The organism is bacterium, assembly GCA_023228325.1.
In the GTDB taxonomy this organism is placed as follows: domain Bacteria; phylum Auribacterota; class UBA6266; order UBA6266; family UBA6266; genus UBA6266.
Window position 1 is genome coordinate 1,605,339 of the sequence record JALOBK010000001.1, and the last position, 17,470, is coordinate 1,622,808.

The following is a 17,470-nucleotide window of genomic DNA, read 5'->3' on the forward strand; positions in this document are numbered from 1 at the left end:
TAAATTAATTATTGCTTGATAAACGGTATGATATGGTTTAATTTTATGAAAGAATTATGGAGGTATGGTATAAATATGGGCAGCATGAAAGTAAAATTGCTGGAATCGACAAAAGATGCGGTGAATTTAATATATTCCGCCTGCCGGCAGTGTTATTCCGCCCGTTTTGCGGCGGAGATATTCCGCGATAAGAAGATATCGAAAAAGGAAAAAGCCCTTTTTATCAGGAAAATAGTGTCTTCGGGCCATGAGAGCCCGCTTGAACATGCCAAATTTACCTTTGCGGTCGAAGGAGTTTCCAGGGCTCTGACACACCAGCTTGTCAGGCACCGCATAGCTTCTTACTCGCAGCAGAGTCAGAGATATGTCAAAGATGAAAGTTTTAGTTACGTTACTCCTCCCGTTTTTAAGTCAGACACGCTCCTGATGAAAGAATATGAATCGTGCATGAAAATGATAAGCGGCTGTTACGGCAGATTGATTAGTATACTCGAAAGAAAGGGCATAAAGGGGGAGTCCGCCAACCAGGATGCAAGGTTTATCCTGCCCCAGGGCGCGGAGACTAAAATAGTTATTACCATGAACTGCAGGGAACTCATTCATTTTTTCAAGCAGCGTTGCTGCGCGAGGGCCCAGTGGGAAATAAGGCAGCTTGCGTGGAATATGTTGAAGATATGCGCTAAAAAGATGCCGGAAATTTTTTCCGGGATAGGGCCGAAATGTGAAACACTGAAATATTGTCCTGAAGGCAGGGATTTTTCATGCGGGAGGTATCCGGTTAAGCAGAATTTTGATAGATAATTATTTTCCCGTGCCCTGTTGTCTGAAGATAAGCCACAAGAGGTAAACGAAGGCTGAACTGTAGCAGAATGTGACGAAAGGCATGATAACCGTTATAAGCCACGAATCTTTTATTTTACTCAATATGCTTATCAGCAGTTTGAATAGTCCGCAATATAAAGCAAACGCAATTGAATAAATAGTGACTAAAACGCTGAGCAGGGTAGCGGTAAGAAATCCTGAAATGGAATATTCGTTCAGATGAAGGAATATGAAATAAATAGCATAAATATTTATTGCGGTCCCGGCATAAGAGCTGATCAGCGAAAAAGTCAAAGCCTTTTCGAGTTTCGGATTATGTTTTAATGAGGTTGTATTTTCCATATTAAGAATAACAAGCCTGCCACTATTCTATAATAATCTTATAGAAACATTCAAATGATTTAGCCGGCTCGAGAGAGAGGATTCCCTCTTTATCCTGCAACCGTCCTGAGCAGTTATATTTGTCGGCAAGCCCGAACCAGGGTTCAATGCATATGAACAGAGGGAATTCGGGCTTCATCCACAATCCCAGATATGGAAATCTTTCAAGACTCACGGTTATTTTATGCGGAGAAGTAATGGATTTTAATGATAAAGATTTTGATTTTAAATCTTTCAGGATGATTGCGTCATCCTGGAAAATAACAGGGTCTAACTGTAGTATTTTCGTATTATCAAGAAGAAGTTCTTTTTTGCCCGATAGCAGTCCGTTTTCAAGAAAATATCTGTCAGCGTGCTCTTTTTTTTCGAATTCGATATAATAATCCGTAAATTTTTCATGATGGGAAAACGGACACCTTAAACCGGGATGGGCGCCTATGGAAAACCACATGGTTTTTGAATCGAGATTCAACACTTTATAAGTAACGGTCAGTTTGCTTCCTTCAAGAAGGTATGTTATCTCAAGTTTAAATCTGAAAGGGAACACATTTAAGGTATCGTCATTATATTGCAGTTCGTATGAGATAAGATTTTTCTCTTTTCCGGAAATTTTAAACCTTGAATCCCTTGCGAAACCGTGTTGATTTAAGTTGTAAGAATTCCCGTTGAAGTTATAAAGGCCGTCTTTTAATTTGCCCACAACAGGGAAAAGCAGGGGAGAATGCCTTCCCCAGATTTTTTCATCCGCGCCCCATATAAATTCTATATTACAGGATAATAATTTGAAACTGATTAGTTCCGCGCCTGAATCATCAACTGTGACTTCGGCATATTTATTGGAAATAGTTGAAAGCATTTATTTAATGTCTCTGTGATATTCCTGGAGAGATTTAACTTTGAATTTTCCCTTTTCTGATTCTGCTATGCCTTTTACGGCCGCCAGAGCGGCAGGTACGGTTGTTATATACGGAATTTTATATTTTATTGCCGCTTTCCTGATATAAGAGTCGTCGTGTTTGCTGATATGGCCTATGGGAGTGTTGATTATCAGATGAATTTCCTTGTTTTTTATGGCGTCAACTATGTTAGGCCTTCCTTCATGCAATTTTTTTATTTGCTCTGTTTCTATTCCGTTATCTTGCAGATACGTGTGTGTTCCTGATGTCGCAAATATTTTAAATCCAAGTTTCTTAAACTGTCTGGCTATTTCCAATGCGCCTTTGCGCTCTTTGTCGGATAGCGTTATGAGAACAGTTCCTTCTACAGGAAGCTCGGGTTTTGCGGCTTCCTGGGCTTTAAAATATGCTAAACCGAAAGAATCTGCCATTCCGAGCACTTCACCGGTTGAACGCATTTCCGGACCGAGCACAGGATCCACTTCCTGGAACATAGAGAAGGGAAGCACGGCTTCCTTTACGCCGAAATGAGGGATTTTCCTGTTTTTCAGGTTAAGCTCCGAAAGTTTCTTACCGAGCATTAACTGAGTCGCGATTCTTGCCATTGAAATATTGCAAACCTTTGAAACAAGCGGGACAGTCCTTGAAGCTCTCGGATTAGCCTCCAGGACATATACTATATCATTTGCGATTGCGTATTGCATGTTCATCAGGCCGACTACCTTCAATTCTTTGGCTATTTTTTTCGTGTATTCACATATCGTTTTCAGGCTTTTTTCCGATATGCTGACCGGAGGAATGACACATGCCGAGTCTCCGGAATGTATTCCGGCCTGTTCGATATGTTCCATAACGGCGGGAATAAATGTATCGGCGCCGTCTGAGATCGCGTCCGCTTCGGCCTCTACGGCGTTTTCCAGGAATTTATCAATAAGTATCGGCCTTTCGGGTGTCACATCTACAGCCGCAGTGACATATTCTTTCAGCATTTGTTCATCATGGACTATTTCCATTCCGCGTCCGCCCAGTACATATGAGGGCCTGACCATAAGAGGGTATCCGATTCGTTTGGCGACGGCAAATGCTTCTTCCATTGTGCTTGCCATTCCGGATTCGGGCATAGGAATATTAAGCTTGGCCATCATTTTTCCAAAGCGGTCGCGGTCTTCGGCGAGGTCTATGGTTTCAGGCGTTGTTCCCAGTATCTTAACACCTGCTTTTTCCAGTTCATCTGCTAAATTCAGGGGAGTTTGCCCTCCGAATTGGACAATTGCCCCAACCGGGTTTTCCTTCTTGTAAATACTCAGGACATCTTCAACCGTAAGTGGTTCGAAATATAGCTTGTCTGATGTGTCGTAATCGGTGGAAACTGTTTCCGGATTACAGTTAACCATGATAGTTTCATAGCCTTCGTCTTTTAATGTGAAAGCGGCATGAACACAGCAGTAATCGAATTCTATTCCCTGTCCGATGCGGTTTGGCCCGCCGCCGAGAACCATAACTTTTTTATTGGATGTTGTTTGAACTTTATCGGTTTTATTGTTATATGTTGAGAAGTAGTAGGCGGCGTTTTCCACACCGCTTACGGGGACAGGTTCCCATGTTTCGGTAATATTCAATGACAGGCGCTGATTTCTGATTTTTTCCTCCGGAACGGATAATATTTTTGAAAGGTACCTGTCGGCAAACCCGTCTTTTTTTGCCTTTATTAACAATTCATCGGGCAGTTCGTTGTTCCTGTATTTAAGGATTTCCCCCTCAAGCTCCACAAGTTCTTTCATCTGTCTTAAAAACCATGGTTTAATATGGGTTTTACTGAATAATTCATTGACATCAGCCCCTTTCCTCAGCGCTTCGTACATGATAAACTGACGTTCGCTGGAAGGTTCTTTGAGAAGAGCCATTAAATCATCCAGGCTCTTTTTATTGAAATCTTTCGCGAAACCCAGACCGTACCTGTTAATTTCAAGAGAGCGTATCGATTTCTGGAAGGCTTCCTTGTAATTTTTGCCTATGCTCATAACTTCTCCGACTGCTTTCATCTGGGTTCCGAGTCTGTCCTGTGCATTTTTGAATTTTTCAAAAGCCCAGCGCGCAAACTTGACTACAACATATTCGCCGGAAGGCTTATATTTATCGAGGGTTCCTTCTTTCCAGTAGGGTATTTCATCCAGGGTCATGCCCGCCGCGAGCATTGAAGATATTAATGCGATGGGGAAGCCGGTTGCTTTGGATGCAAGAGCCGATGACCTGGAAGTTCTCGGGTTTATCTCTATTACAACAATCCGCCCTGTTTGTGGGTCGTGCGCGAATTGGATATTTGTTCCTCCTATAACCTGGATTGCCTCAACAATATCATAAGAGTATTTTTGAAGTTTCTGCTGAAGTTCCTGTGATATCGTAAGCATCGGGGCTGTGCAGTACGAATCTCCGGTATGAACGCCCATGGCATCTACGTTTTCGATAAAGCAAACGGTTATCATCTGGTTTTTTGAATCTCTCACGACTTCAAGTTCCAGTTCTTCCCAGCCTAAGACGGATTCTTCGATGAGAACCTGTCCCACCAAACTGGCGGAAATCCCTCTGCTGGCTACGGCCTGAAGTTCTTCAAGGTTATATACAAGTCCGCCTCCGGTGCCTCCAAGAGTGTAAGCGGGCCTTACCACCACAGGATATCCGAGTTCGGAGGCCGCTTTTTCCGCTTCCTCGACGCTGTAAACAGCCTGGCTTTTCGGCATGTCTATGCCTAATTTGTTCATCGTTTCTTTAAAAGCCGTCCTGTCTTCGCCTTTCTTTATCGCGTCTACGTTAACACCTATGACTTTTACACCGTATTTTTCTAGTATTCCCATTGACGCAAGTTCAGAGCTCAGGTTCAGCCCTGACTGGCCTCCGAGGTTGGGAAGCAGGGCGTCAGGACGTTCTTTCTCTATAATCTTCTCCATAGTTTTCGCGTCAAGTGGTTCTATATATGTAGCATCAGCAAGACCGGGATCTGTCATTATCGTAGCGGGGTTGGAATTAACCAGTACAACATCATAACCGAGCTTTTTTAATGCTTTGCATGCCTGTGTCCCTGAATAATCGAATTCGCAGGCCTGTCCGATAATAATAGGGCCTGAACCGATTATCATAATTTTTTTTATGTCTTTTCGCGCCGGCATAGGAACTCCCTTCAATTTGAAAATATTTTTAGTTTGAAATGATAAATTGTTTTGGAATTTAAATCAATGAATTAATGTTAAAGAATGAAAAAAGCCGCTATTTTGGTTAGAAATAGCGGCTTTTGGGGGAAAGAGCGCGGTTATCTCTTTCTGCGTGTTATCGAAATTACTCCAACAAGTCCCAACCCTAAAAGGACTATGCTTGTCGGTTCAGGCACAACATCAAAAGAGGCGTCGTCAACCCATATATCATTTGGATCCCCTGCCCCTGTTTTGCTGAATACGATTTCATATTTTGCGCCTACGGTATCTGTCGGAGCTGTGAATACGTCTGAAAGAGAATGCCATAAGCCGGCTGTGTAAGTGTTATTGAAGAGTGAAGCCCCTTCATCTGTTTTTATTACCCCGCCGCCGGCATTAAGCCATTCAATTTTAAACAAGGCTCCACCCGGGGTAATATCCGACTGCCTGTTGAAAAATGCCGAAGCCGCGTATTGTGTCCCGGGATTAATCCCGCTTTCTATCGTTTGCGCAATCATTGAATATGCCCAGTTGCTGCCATACAGGAAAAGTGTGGCAGAGTGGGGAGCGCTTTTGGAATTGCTGTCTGTAACCCATGAGCCGCCGCCTGATGCAGTGCCGCCGCCGCCACCGCCCCACCAGGGGGTTGTATCCCATTTAATTTCCTGTACGGCCATTGAATCAAAGCCCGAGTCGGCTAACAAATTAGCTGAAGCGGGAGTGTTTGCGGTCAATACCAGAAGTAATACCGCAACCAGGCTTAAATACGTGTGTTTCATCGAAACACCTCCTTTATTTTGTCTAAGGAAAACGTTTTCCTGAAGATTAAAAAAAAATAATACGCTGTTTTAATGTATTTAGGGCAATCGTTTTCCTTAAGGCTGTGCTGTAATATACATTACATGTTCAAATTTGTCAAGGGATGGATATATTATAGTAAAAGGGATGATCATAAAAAGTTTTTTTACAAAAAAACTGTTTTCTGTGCTATAATAATCGACTATAATTAAGTGATATGTATTCCATTATATGAAAATAGATTAGAGTAAATGTAAGCAAAAAATACATAGAGAAAATGTTTTTATGAAAAATGAAAGGTTTCTGATGAAAAGAACTATATCAGTTTTAATATTGATAACGTTAACTATCGGGTGTCTGCTCTCCACAGATATTTTTTCGGAAGAGAACCTGATAAACCTGGATGTCGTCAATCAGGATATTCAGACTGTGCTTAAGATGCTGGCGCAGCAGCAGAATTATAACATAGTCATCAGCAGGAATGTTACGGGGGTGATTACTGTTAAACTTGAAAACGTTACGATTGAACAGGCGCTTGATTCTATCCTTAAACTTAACAACTATAATTATAGTATTGAAGACGGAATAATCAATGTCATGTCATATCAGGACCTGCAGCATGAAGAAAGATTCGCGAAAAAACAGACCAAAGTATTTACCCTTCAAAATGCGGATGTGATGGATTTAAAAAGAGTTATTCTCTCGATGAAAAGCGCGAGAGGTAAAATCGAATTAAATCCGAAAAACAACCAGATAATTATTAACGACACTCCCGATAAAGTCGCTGAAATCGGAGAGGCGATAATCGCGTTAGACCAGCCTGTTGAAGTAAGAAGATATAATATCCTTTATGCTGACGTTGACGATATCCAGACAAAGTTGCTGCAGGTGATTCCAAAAGAAAAAGGTGAGATCTTTATAGATGAGAAAAACAACGCTATTGTTATCAAAGCCACGCCTGTTGTCTTAAAACATGTGGATGAATTAGTCAGAGGCTGGGATTTTCAGCCTAAGCAGGTGCTTATCGAATCGCAAATGGTTAAAATCCAGCTGGATGACAATATGGCTTTGGGTATGGATTGGGAGATAAAAACCGGCGGCAAGGAGGGTAATAAGTTTGTTGACCTTGCCACTAAATTAACAGTTGCGGCTACTACCGGCGGAGCCGGGGGGATATTTACATTGGGTTCGCTAACCGCCGGGGAATATACCGCTACGATTGAGGCTTTAAAAACAACCAAGTTCGCCGATGTCCTTTCAGCTCCGAGAGTGGTTGTGCTGGATGGGGAAGAAGCTAAAATTCTTGTAGGAAGCAGTGAGCCTTACAAGGTTGCTGTAACCGATCCTGTGACAAAACTGCTTGTTGAAGAGATAAAATATGTTGATGTGGGTATAAAACTGGAAGTTACCCCCAGAATAGGGGAAGACGATTATATAACAATGAAAATCCATCCGGAAGTCAGCAAAGGTCAGAGAGTATTAAACGATTCTGCGGTACAGGTGATTCTTACGGAAGCTGATACGACTATGATGGTTAAAGACGGTGAAACCGCTATACTTGGAGGACTGATCGACTCCGAATCCTCGACAGAAATCGACAAAGTCCCGTTGTTAGGGGATATACCCCTGTTAGGGCTCCTGTTCAGGAAAAATGTTGAAACTGAAAAGAAAAGCGAACTGATTATCTTTATTACCCCCCATATCCTGAATGATAATAAGAGAACTAAGATTTCGAAGCAGAGCTGGGATAATTTTAATGAAAGAGGTGAGGAATTCGATAAAAAGGTTGAATTCGAGCGCCTGATGAAAATAAAAATGGGAAAATCTCCTTATGAGGAAGAAGACCTGATTCCTGACGCAAAGAGCAGAATTTTACTCGAGCAGTATAACGAAACTGATTTTTCCGAGCCGGGCACAGAGAGCGGCAAAGTGGAAAATAATTCAATAAAAGCAGATGCTGATTTGTCCTTGGAGCCTGAGCCGTCTGGAGAGTAAATGATGTCCGGTCTGAACGAAACGCTAAATAAAGAGAAAAACATTGTTTCTTTACGGGACTATCTTCAGATAATATTCCGGAGAAAGAATTTTTTTCTGATGCCTTTCCTTATAGTGTTTCTCACTTCGATGATAGGCAGTTTTTTCCTTCCCCGGTATTATGAATCAATCGTTATCATGCTTGCCGAAGAGGAAAATATTGTAAACCCATTATCAGATGAATCAAAATTGATGCGGGTGCAAAAGGAAGAAGAATCGCTACCAGAGCAAATAAAAACAATAACATTTAAAGTTTTGAGTTATCAAAATTTATTTAAGCTTATTGGTGAATTAGGATTGGATAAAGAAATCAAAAGCCAAAAACAACTCGAGAAGACAATAAAACAAATTCAAAAACATACAGATGTAAAAATTCTTGCCCCGGAGGTATTCCAGATATCTTATGAAGATAAAGATCCCTGGATGTCGCAGAAATTGATAAATACTTTACTGAAAATTTTTGTTGAAGAGACAGCGAGGAGAAAAAGGGAACGGGCTGAAGAAGGCGTAGGATTTGCCCAGGCAGAGGCGGAAGAGTATAGAAAGAAATTAGCGCAGGTAGAGCAGGAATTATATGAATACAAGGAAAAATATCCCCTCCAGCTTCCCGGCGAACAGGAAGATTATAACATTAAAATGCTTATCAATTACCAGACCCAGCTTACACAGCTTGAAATGGCTGTGCGTGAAGCGGAAATGGATAGACAGCTCCTTGATGACCAGATAATGGGAAGGGAACCTGTTATTATAACAACCGAGCTGCTGGGGCTGAACCCCATAGTTAAAAGCCTGAATGAGAGGTTGCAGGAATTACAGTTACAGTTGGATTATCTGAACACGGAAGAACCTGATTCGGAGGATATACTTAATATACAGATCGAAATAGAAAATGTAAGCGAGAAGCTCAGGATTGAAACAGAGAAAATGGTTGACGGGGAAACAGCTGTAAACGCGCCGCTCTTCTATCAGGGACTGGAGCAGAAACTCAAAGATGCGAAAAAAGACCTGGATAAACTGGAAAAAAGAGAAAAAGATGTCAGGTCGCTTGTCGGGGAATATGAGAATAAAATCAGAAACCTTAATGAGCAGCAGTTGCAATATGTAAAACTCATAAGGGATTTTGAGGTTAATAAGAAAATCTATGAAATGCTGCGTGTTAAAGCGGAAGAGAATAAGCTTACCTCCCAGGAAGTCCAAAAAAAGGGAACAAGATATGAAATAATCGAAAAGGCGAGACTGCCCCTTGAACCGTCCAAACCGCAAAAACTCCTGATTTCCATTGTTGCGTTTATCATAGGTTCTCTGTCGGGGTTCGGGTGTGTTTTTCTTGTAGAATTTGCAGACCATACTTTTCTCGGTGTTGAAGATTTGAAGAAGTACACCGATCTTCCTGTGCTGGGTTCTATTTCAAATATAAAAAGCAGGAAAGAAACAGATTTGAAAATTGCAAAAAGAAGGAAATTCATAGTTGTATTTGTCATGCTTATATTTTTGTTGTTAATGACGGGTATTATAAATTCCTGCATACAGGATGAGAAGATGAATGAGATGATAAGAAAAGCTACTCTTGAGAAAGAAACCGGGCCGGAATTATAAAAGTGAGTATAGAATAATGGATAATATTGGGGACGCATTAAAAAAAGCCGCAGAAAAAAAGAAGGACACCTTTGGGAAAGGAATAATCCCTTTGAAATCCGATTCTCCTGTTCCCGTTGAATATAAGAAATCTATAGAAACTTCTGGCATAGATAAAACCAACCTAAAAAGAGGAAAGCAGGTTGATCCCAGAATAGTTGCTTATTATGAGGACAACGGCAAGATACTTGAAGACTACAGGGCTTTGTTGATGCAGATATTGTCAATTCAGGAAGAGCCCGGCAAGCAACTCAAAACGATTGCTTTAACAAGTTCAAGAGAAGGAGAGGGAAAGTCGATAACAGCCCTTAATATGAGCATAATTCTTGCAAAGAACTACAAGAAAAAAACATTGATAATGGATTGCAATATCAGAAACCCGGGCATTAATACTTTATTGGGAATAAATATTAAAAAGGGTTTAAGCGATATATTAAGAGAGGATGTTCCGTTCAATGTGGAGATTCTTGAGACTGGAGTGGATAATTTAGGCATGATACCTGCCGGAGAAATTTACTCCAATCCCGCACAGGTATTCGCGTCGGAGAGAATGAAAAACCTTCTTGAAGAGGTTAAGAAACAATTTGATATTATAATTTTAGATACCCCCGCGGTCATACCTTACGCAGACCCGAGAATACTGGCGCCCCTTGTTGATGGAATCATACTGTTAGTTCAAAGCGGCAGAGTGAGACGCGAAGTACTTCAGAGGACCGAATCTATTCTTCAGGAAGTCGGCGCAAATATCTTAGGATGTCTTTTGACCGGAGTGGAATATTATATCCCCGAATATATACACCAGCATTTGTAAATTGAAAAGATGGTTAAAATTTTCGTAAGGAGTAAATGAAGATCATTTCAGGTTTATTCAGTAACGATGGGACCTTATCTCAAAAAACAGTAAGAGGTGGGGTGTGGATTTTTGGTTCTCTAATTTTGAGCAGGATATTATTTTTTGTTAGGACAATTATATTAGCTAAGCTTCTTATGCCTAACGACTTTGGTTTGATGGGAATAGCTGTTCTTACAATAACGGGATTACAGCTATTCAGTGAAACTGGAATCACATATGCAATAGTACAGAAAAAAAATATTTCAGAGGATGTTCTCAATACTGCTTGGGTTATGTCAATATTACGCGGAACAGTTCTCTTTATTGTGCTTTTCTCCTTATCTCATATTATTGCAACCTTTTATAATAATCTAAAATTAGAAGCTATGCTTAGAGTCCTCTCTTTTTCTTTTTTATTTATAGGTTTTCAAAATGTGGGCATTGTGCTTTTTCAAAAAGATTTGAATTTTAAAAAAAGAGCTTTGTTTATTACTGCAACAGATTTTGTAAATATAGTTTTAACTGTTGTTTTTGCTTTTGTTTTTAAAAGTGTTTGGGCTATGGTTATAGGACATCTTGTGGGTAACTTAACAGGATTAATTGTTTCATATATGATTCATCCTTTTAAGCCCTCATTTAAGTTTAATCCTAATATTGCAAAAGAGCTGTTCAATTTTGGTAAACATGTGTTCGGATCATCTATCATGATTTTTTTTGTTACACAAGGTGATGATGCATTGGTGGGAAAAATACTGGGCTTAGACGCTCTTGGCTTTTATGTATTAGCTTATAGTTTATCTAATTCGCCAGCTACTGCGATTACCCATGTTATTTCACAAGTAAGTTTTCCTGCTTATTCGAAAGTACAGGATGATCTCATGAAACTCAGTAAAGGATATTTAGAAATATTGAAAATCACTTCATTGTTGGCTTTTTGTTTGGCGGGAGGACTTTTTATCCTTGCTCCGGAGTTTATAAGAATAGTTTATGGCGATAAATGGCTGCCTATGTTACCTGCAGTATTGGTACTATGTTTTTTAGGGATTTTTCGTTCAATTGGAGCAACTATGGGACCAATTTTTTTCGCCGTTGGCAAACCCTACATACAGAATAAAATAAAACTCTTCGAATTAATAGTCATGGTTATCATTATATATCCACTAGTAAAATTTCTAGGGATTGTCGGTGCTGCATTAGCAGGAACAATTGTTTATTTGTTAAGCCTAATATTTCATTATTATAATCTTGTAAATATTTGTGAGAATCTAAAGGTAAAAATTTTAAAAGTTGTAATGAAACCATTTTTAGCCACATTGTTGATGATTTGGTTTTTATATTTACTGAAGAATTATATTTTTACATGTATAAACCTGCCCAATCTAATAATTATTATTGGCTTAGGGATAAGTTTTTATATGACATTTAATTTTCTGTTTGATAAAAGCTTGTTTAAACTATTGAAAACAGTAATTAGTGCTATAACCTAGGCAAAACATAAAATGAAATATAGTTCGGAAGAACATCCGATAATTGAGTTCCCTGCTTTACTAAAAATCTTTCTAGTATTTATTATGTTTTGTTTTGGAATTAGCCTTTTATTTTTACCTTGTTACATAGTTTTAGCATTATTTTTTGTTTTTTGTATAACTATTGGGATAGTTTTTAATCCCTTTATTGGGGTTATTCTTTTTTTAACAACTATTTATCTCCATGTTATGGCCTTTGCACCTGTGGAACTTGTTCTAATACATCCTGCTATAATTGCTGGAGGTATTGTGTTTTTTTCTTGGCTTTTTCATATTATTATTTTTAAAGATTTTAGTTTTCCAAATTCATCTCAGTTTTATTGTGTTGTGGGATTTAGTTTTATTGCTTTTCTCTCTATAATTTATCATTATAACGATTATAGTAACTTTTTTTTGGTTTTTAACCTTATTAAAATGTTGATTTTGTATTTTCTCATAGTAAATATGATTAAGACCAAAAGACAATTTTATATATCATTAAGTTTAATCTTAGTATTGACTTTTAGCACCGCTTTTTATGGTATTTTGCAATATTTGCAAAGTGGGGGTAGCGGGGATATGAGTAGGGTTGTTGGTTTTGAGGGTAATCCAAATGCTCTTTCTATGAATTCGGTTTTGATTGTTCCCTGTCTTTTAGGTTTTATTTATTATCAATTTTCTCTTAAGTTAAAGTTGCTGTTTCTTGTTATATTTCTTGTAATTTTATTAGGTATTATTTTTACATTTTCTCGTGCCGGTTTTGTCACTTTAGCAGCAGTCTTTTCAATGAGTTTATTTGTGTTTAGTAAGGGGCGTGCTAGATTCATTATGGCAACAATCCTGTTTTTGCTTTTTATGGTTTTATTGCCTTTTTTGCCAGAACAATATTGGGAACGTATTCAGTCAATAACTGATTTAAAAGAGGCAAGTATTGTGGCCAGGTTAGATAGCTATCGGGTTGGTTTGCAAATGATAAAGGATAATCTGTTGATAGGTATTGGTCCAGGGAGATGGCATGCTGAATATGTTCCACATGCTGTTAAATTATTAGGTATTACAGCATATACAAAGTATCCTCACAACGTATTTATTGAAGTTGCAGCAGAAATAGGTGTTATTGCATTGATATTATATGGATTTTTGCTTTTTTTTAGCTTTAAAGAATTGAATGAAGCGCGTAAAATTTTTAAAGAGAAGAAAGAATTTTTGTTGTCAATAATTTCCCAATCATTCTTAATAAGTTTAATAGGTTTTTTAGTTAACACCACCTTTGAAGCTGGTATTGGGTTAAAAATATTTTGGTTAATCGCTGGACTTGCTGTTGTATTGAAAAAAATAGCAATAAATATAGAACCTAAACCACAGATAAAAAATTCCTGAAAGAAGTGAATAAGATAAATATAGCACATTTAACATCTCCTCGTAGGGATCAATTATCCGGTTCAGACAAAATAGTTCTGTCTATAATATCGAGATCAGACAACAGAAGATTTAAACACATTGTATTTTGTGTGGGGGATCCTAATTGTAAAGACTGCTTATTAACAACAGAAGTAACTAAATTAGGAGGAAGAGTAGAAGTGATAAATTTTCGGTGGTGTCTTGATATAAAATCTGTTCTTCTTTTAAGAAGGTTACTAAAGAAATATTCAATTAATATTTTGCAAACCTATGAATATAAAAGTAATTTTATGGGGTGGCTTGCCACAGTTTTTACCAATGTAAAAAAAATTGCCCGTATTGGTGGGTGGTTGGGTTTTGGGTTGACATTCAAAAATAGCAAATTAGATCGGAAGGCATTTGTTTATGAAAAAATAGATTCTTTTGTAAGGCAGAAATTTGACAAAGTCATTGTTATATCAACTAATATTAGGGATAAACTTATTGCTCAAAAATGTCCCCTTGAGAAAATAGCATTAATTTATAATGGTATTGATTCCGCTGAATTTTGCTCAGTTGATTCTGCCAAAACCAGGAGAAGTTTGAATATTAAACCTGGTATGAAAATTATAGGAACAGTGGGTCGTTTGACTTCTGAAAAAGGACATAAATATTTATTACAAGCTTTTACTAATATAATAAAAAAGTATCCCAAGACTAAAATTATTATTGTTGGTGAAGGTAATCTTAAACAAAAACTAATTAACTATTCGGAAAAATTAGGTATTAAAGATAGAGTGCTTTTTACTGGATTTGTGCTAGAAGTTGCCAAATACTTATCGATTATGGATGTTTTTGTTTTTCCCTCATTATGGGAGGGTTTTGGAATAGCTTTGATTGAAGCAATGGCAATGGGTATTCCTATAGTGGCCACTAGAACCGGGGGTATCCCTGATATAATAGAGAATAATATAACTGGTATTCTAGTAGAACCAGGAAATATATTAGAGATGCAGGAAGGAATTGGCAAGCTCTTAACCGAAAGAGATGCATCGAGATTAATGGCGGAAAATGCCAAAATAGTGTTTCATAAGAAATTTTTAGTTGATGAAATGGTGAAGAAATATGAGGAAGTTTATTTGGAACTAATGAATCTATGAGTCGAATAAATAAAATACTAGTGATCTGCTTGCAAGGCATCGGGGATTTGTTGTTGCTTACCCCAGCATTATCTTTGTTGCGGAAAGGATATCCTAAAGCAGAAATTTCTATTTTAATTTCTAATAAAGCAAAAGATGTAGTTCTGGGTAATCCCAATATTGATGAACTAATAGTTTTTAAGCATGAAAATAAAAATATTTTTAGAATATTTAAATTATTGAGATATTTATCGAGGAAACATTACGATTTATCTATTTGTTCTTATCCAACAGGGTTGCGTTCTGCACTTGCAGGGTATATATCTGGAGCAAAAATAAGAATTGGACAGGATGTATGGCCTTTAAGAAAATTTCCTTTTCTGTTTACAAATAAAATTAAGGTATCTGAAGTTAAACATGCAGTTGAAATGAATTTGGATCTTCTAAAACCGTTGAAATTGAACCCCGATATAAGTAACAGAAAATTGTTTTTCCCATTAGAAGGTAAACATAAAGAGTTTGTAAAAGAATTAAGGAAAATAAATCATATAGCAGATAGAGATTTTACCGTGTGTATTCATCCTACAGCATGCGCAGAATCGAGAAGATGGCCTATAGATAGATTTATAGAACTTGCTAATAATTTAGTTGAGATGTTTAATGCAACAATAATACTTCTTGTCGCAGCGAATGAAAAAAATATTGCAAATGAAATTGAAAAGGGAGTAAAAAAACCTTTATTGGCAATGGTTGGTGCTCCGTTAAAAACAGTAGCTGCTATGATAGAAAGTGCTTCTTTATTTATTGGTAATAATTCTGGTCTTATGCATATCGCAACTTCAGTAGAAACTCCTACAATAGGGCTTTTTGGAGATACCGACCCTCGGATACATTCTCCATATGGTAGAAAATATATAATTGTAAGATCAAATTTGGATTGCAGCCCTTGTTACTATCCGCATCTTCATGGAACTCTAGAATGTGCGAAATTAGGGCGTGGTGTAGTAAGGCGCAAATTTAAGTGTATGCGAAATAATTACGAATGCATGAAATTAATTTCTGTTGGAGATGTACTAAAGGCTGTGGAATATCTTATTTCTGGAGAAAATGAGGAATTAAAGAATGAATAAAAAAATAAAAGTAGCATCTATAATCTTTCAATTTTTTACTATTCTTATAAGTACATTCTTTTATTGCGATATGATTGAGGCGAAAGAAAAAATTCTTATTGTGCCTACGCCTTTTTCTGTAGAATTAAAAGATTTTGATGTAGTTTTAGATGAGAATTGGAGCATAGTTGTAGACACTTCTAATGAAAATAATTTATTTTGCGCTAAATATTTAAGCGAAAAATTATCCCCCAAAAATCTCCACGCTATATCCATTGAAGGTAGCTTAAACCCGCTTTTTGGAAAAAATATTTTTCTCGGATTAACAAATGAGGATTTTATTAAGCAGCTTGTTAAAGAAAGAAATATAATAATTCCTCCTGAAATCGGGGATGAAGGTTACCTATTAGATATTTCTTCTGATTCTGTTGTTGTTATTGCTAATAAATCCAGAGGGCTTTTTTATGGAGTTACAAGTTTTCTTCAGTTGATTGCTTTTGAGAATGAACATTTGAAAGTTCCCGGTCTTAAGATTATAGATTATCCCAAACTCAAGTTAAGAGGAGTTCATATCCTGAACATAGATTATAATAAGATAGAAGATCAAATTGATATGATGGCATCCATGAAAATTAATACTGTAATATTTAGTGATAAAAATTATTTTAATTTAGAACAGGTAAGTTTTAGAAAACAAATTAAAGAAATTTTTAATTATGCCCGGGAGAGATTTATTGAGCCTGTTCCGGAAGTGGCCGCTCTTGGATCTGCATATCCTATGTTAGCTCTAAATCCCCATCTTGCTGAAGGAGTGTGGATTACTGATGAACATTATAAATTTGTAAATGATAAAGCCATCCCAATAAAAGCAACAGGGCATAATCTCGTTAATGTTATAAGGACAAAGGAAACAGATATAGAAATTACGAATTTAGAAAAGAGTAAAATATATAAAAAAGATATAGACTATAGAATAATTGATGGTGTTATATCATATCCATACGATATGACCAATCAGCCGACTGAAATAGCAAAAATTTCAAATGGAGATATTAAAAACGGTGATGAAGTCTTGATAAGTTATGATTACGTTGAAAATAAATGTGCTTCGTATGCACCTTGGAATATTCCATATTGTCTGTCTTCTGAAGAAGCTCGGCAAGTTATGTTTTCTGCCATTAAAAATACGATTGAATTATTAAATCCTAAATATATTGACTTGGGATATAGCGAAATTGGAGGAATGAATAAGGATAGTCGTTGCAAAAGGAGAAATTTAACAAACGCAGAATTATTAGCTGATGATATAAATAATATGTATGGATTTATTAAGGGGATAAATCCAGAGATAAAATTGATGATATGGGATGATATGATTAATCCATGGCATAATGGTGGAGATGAGAATTATCAGGTGAAATATGGTGGTATTCCAGGGAAAACAGCTCCGACTATAAATATGATTCCCAAAGACATAATTATTATAGTATGGTGGTATAAATCCAATGATGGTTTAGGAAAAATGAAGCAAAGCCCTGCTTATTTTGAGAAAAAAGGGTTTCAATATTTGGTTTCATCTTGGAAAGACAAAGAAAACATTGAAAGCTGGGTCGAAATTGCAAATAAGAAAAAAGGATGCTTGGGGATGATTGCAACATCTTGGAATGGACTGGATAAAAATTTCAGCAATATAAAATATGCCGCAAGCTTAATGTGGTAAGCAGAGATTATAAATAGATAGTTTTATGGAGGTG

General features: G+C 37.3%; 13 protein-coding genes. 9 read left to right on the top strand and 4 right to left on the bottom strand.

Translation table 11 applies throughout. The features are described 5' to 3' along the window. Positions 1 to 45 precede the first annotated feature (45 nt). Positions 46 to 801: an FAD-dependent thymidylate synthase gene (thyX, locus tag M0R36_07660; GenBank protein ID MCK9555675.1), complete on the top strand. Its 756-nt coding sequence runs from the start codon at positions 46 to 48 to the stop codon at positions 799 to 801. Here the strand turns inward: thyX and M0R36_07665 are convergent, their stop codons facing one another. The 4 genes from M0R36_07665 to M0R36_07680 all read right to left on the bottom strand — a co-directional run bounded on the left by M0R36_07665 (position 802) and on the right by M0R36_07680 (position 6,063). After that, positions 802 to 1,164 (bottom strand): hypothetical protein, encoded by a 363-nt coding sequence (locus M0R36_07665; protein ID MCK9555676.1) that lies wholly within the window; start codon positions 1,162 to 1,164, stop codon positions 802 to 804. A 22-nt stretch (positions 1,165 to 1,186) separates the two neighbouring features. Beyond that, positions 1,187 to 2,059, bottom strand: coding sequence for an aldose 1-epimerase family protein (locus M0R36_07670; protein MCK9555677.1), 873 nt, complete (start codon positions 2,057 to 2,059; stop codon positions 1,187 to 1,189). Further along, positions 2,060 to 5,263: a carbamoyl-phosphate synthase large subunit gene (gene carB / locus M0R36_07675; protein ID MCK9555678.1), complete on the bottom strand. Its 3,204-nt coding sequence runs from the start codon at positions 5,261 to 5,263 to the stop codon at positions 2,060 to 2,062. Positions 5,264 to 5,403: 140 nt separating this feature from the next. Then, the gene (locus M0R36_07680) at positions 5,404 to 6,063 is read right to left on the bottom strand and encodes a PEP-CTERM sorting domain-containing protein (protein ID MCK9555679.1); all 660 of its coding nucleotides are present in this window, start codon (positions 6,061 to 6,063) and stop codon (positions 5,404 to 5,406) included. 304 nt (positions 6,064 to 6,367) lie between these two features. On the opposite strand from M0R36_07680, the gene M0R36_07685 reads away from it, so the two are divergent. From M0R36_07685 to M0R36_07720, 8 genes are read left to right on the top strand one after another with little or no spacing between them, the layout of a single operon-like run. After that, positions 6,368 to 8,077, top strand: a complete 1,710-nt coding sequence (locus M0R36_07685) for a secretin and TonB N-terminal domain-containing protein (GenBank protein MCK9555680.1) — start codon at positions 6,368 to 6,370, stop codon at positions 8,075 to 8,077. Continuing rightward, complete coding sequence (locus M0R36_07690; protein MCK9555681.1) at positions 8,078 to 9,712, top strand: hypothetical protein; 1,635 nt, start codon at positions 8,078 to 8,080, stop codon at positions 9,710 to 9,712. It abuts the gene before it with no gap. Between the two features lie 16 nt (positions 9,713 to 9,728). Beyond that, on the top strand, positions 9,729 to 10,562 hold the full coding sequence (locus tag M0R36_07695) for a CpsD/CapB family tyrosine-protein kinase (protein ID MCK9555682.1): 834 nt from the start codon (positions 9,729 to 9,731) through the stop codon (positions 10,560 to 10,562). A 35-nt stretch (positions 10,563 to 10,597) separates the two neighbouring features. Continuing rightward, a complete protein-coding gene (locus M0R36_07700; protein MCK9555683.1) occupies positions 10,598 to 12,070 on the top strand; it encodes a lipopolysaccharide biosynthesis protein in 1,473 nt (490 codons plus the stop codon). A gap of 12 nt (positions 12,071 to 12,082) precedes the next feature. Further along, positions 12,083 to 13,468, top strand: coding sequence for an O-antigen ligase family protein (locus M0R36_07705; GenBank protein ID MCK9555684.1), 1,386 nt, complete (start codon positions 12,083 to 12,085; stop codon positions 13,466 to 13,468). Between the two features lie 5 nt (positions 13,469 to 13,473). After that, on the top strand, positions 13,474 to 14,628 hold the full coding sequence (locus M0R36_07710) for a glycosyltransferase family 4 protein (protein MCK9555685.1): 1,155 nt from the start codon (positions 13,474 to 13,476) through the stop codon (positions 14,626 to 14,628). Then, the gene (locus M0R36_07715) at positions 14,625 to 15,737 is read left to right on the top strand and encodes a glycosyltransferase family 9 protein (protein MCK9555686.1); all 1,113 of its coding nucleotides are present in this window, start codon (positions 14,625 to 14,627) and stop codon (positions 15,735 to 15,737) included. The genes M0R36_07710 and M0R36_07715 overlap by 4 nt, the downstream gene beginning before the upstream one ends. Further along, the gene (locus tag M0R36_07720; protein MCK9555687.1) at positions 15,730 to 17,436 is read left to right on the top strand and encodes a hypothetical protein; all 1,707 of its coding nucleotides are present in this window, start codon (positions 15,730 to 15,732) and stop codon (positions 17,434 to 17,436) included. Before M0R36_07715 ends, M0R36_07720 begins: the two co-directional genes overlap by 8 nt. The last annotated feature ends 34 nt before the right edge of the window (positions 17,437 to 17,470 follow it).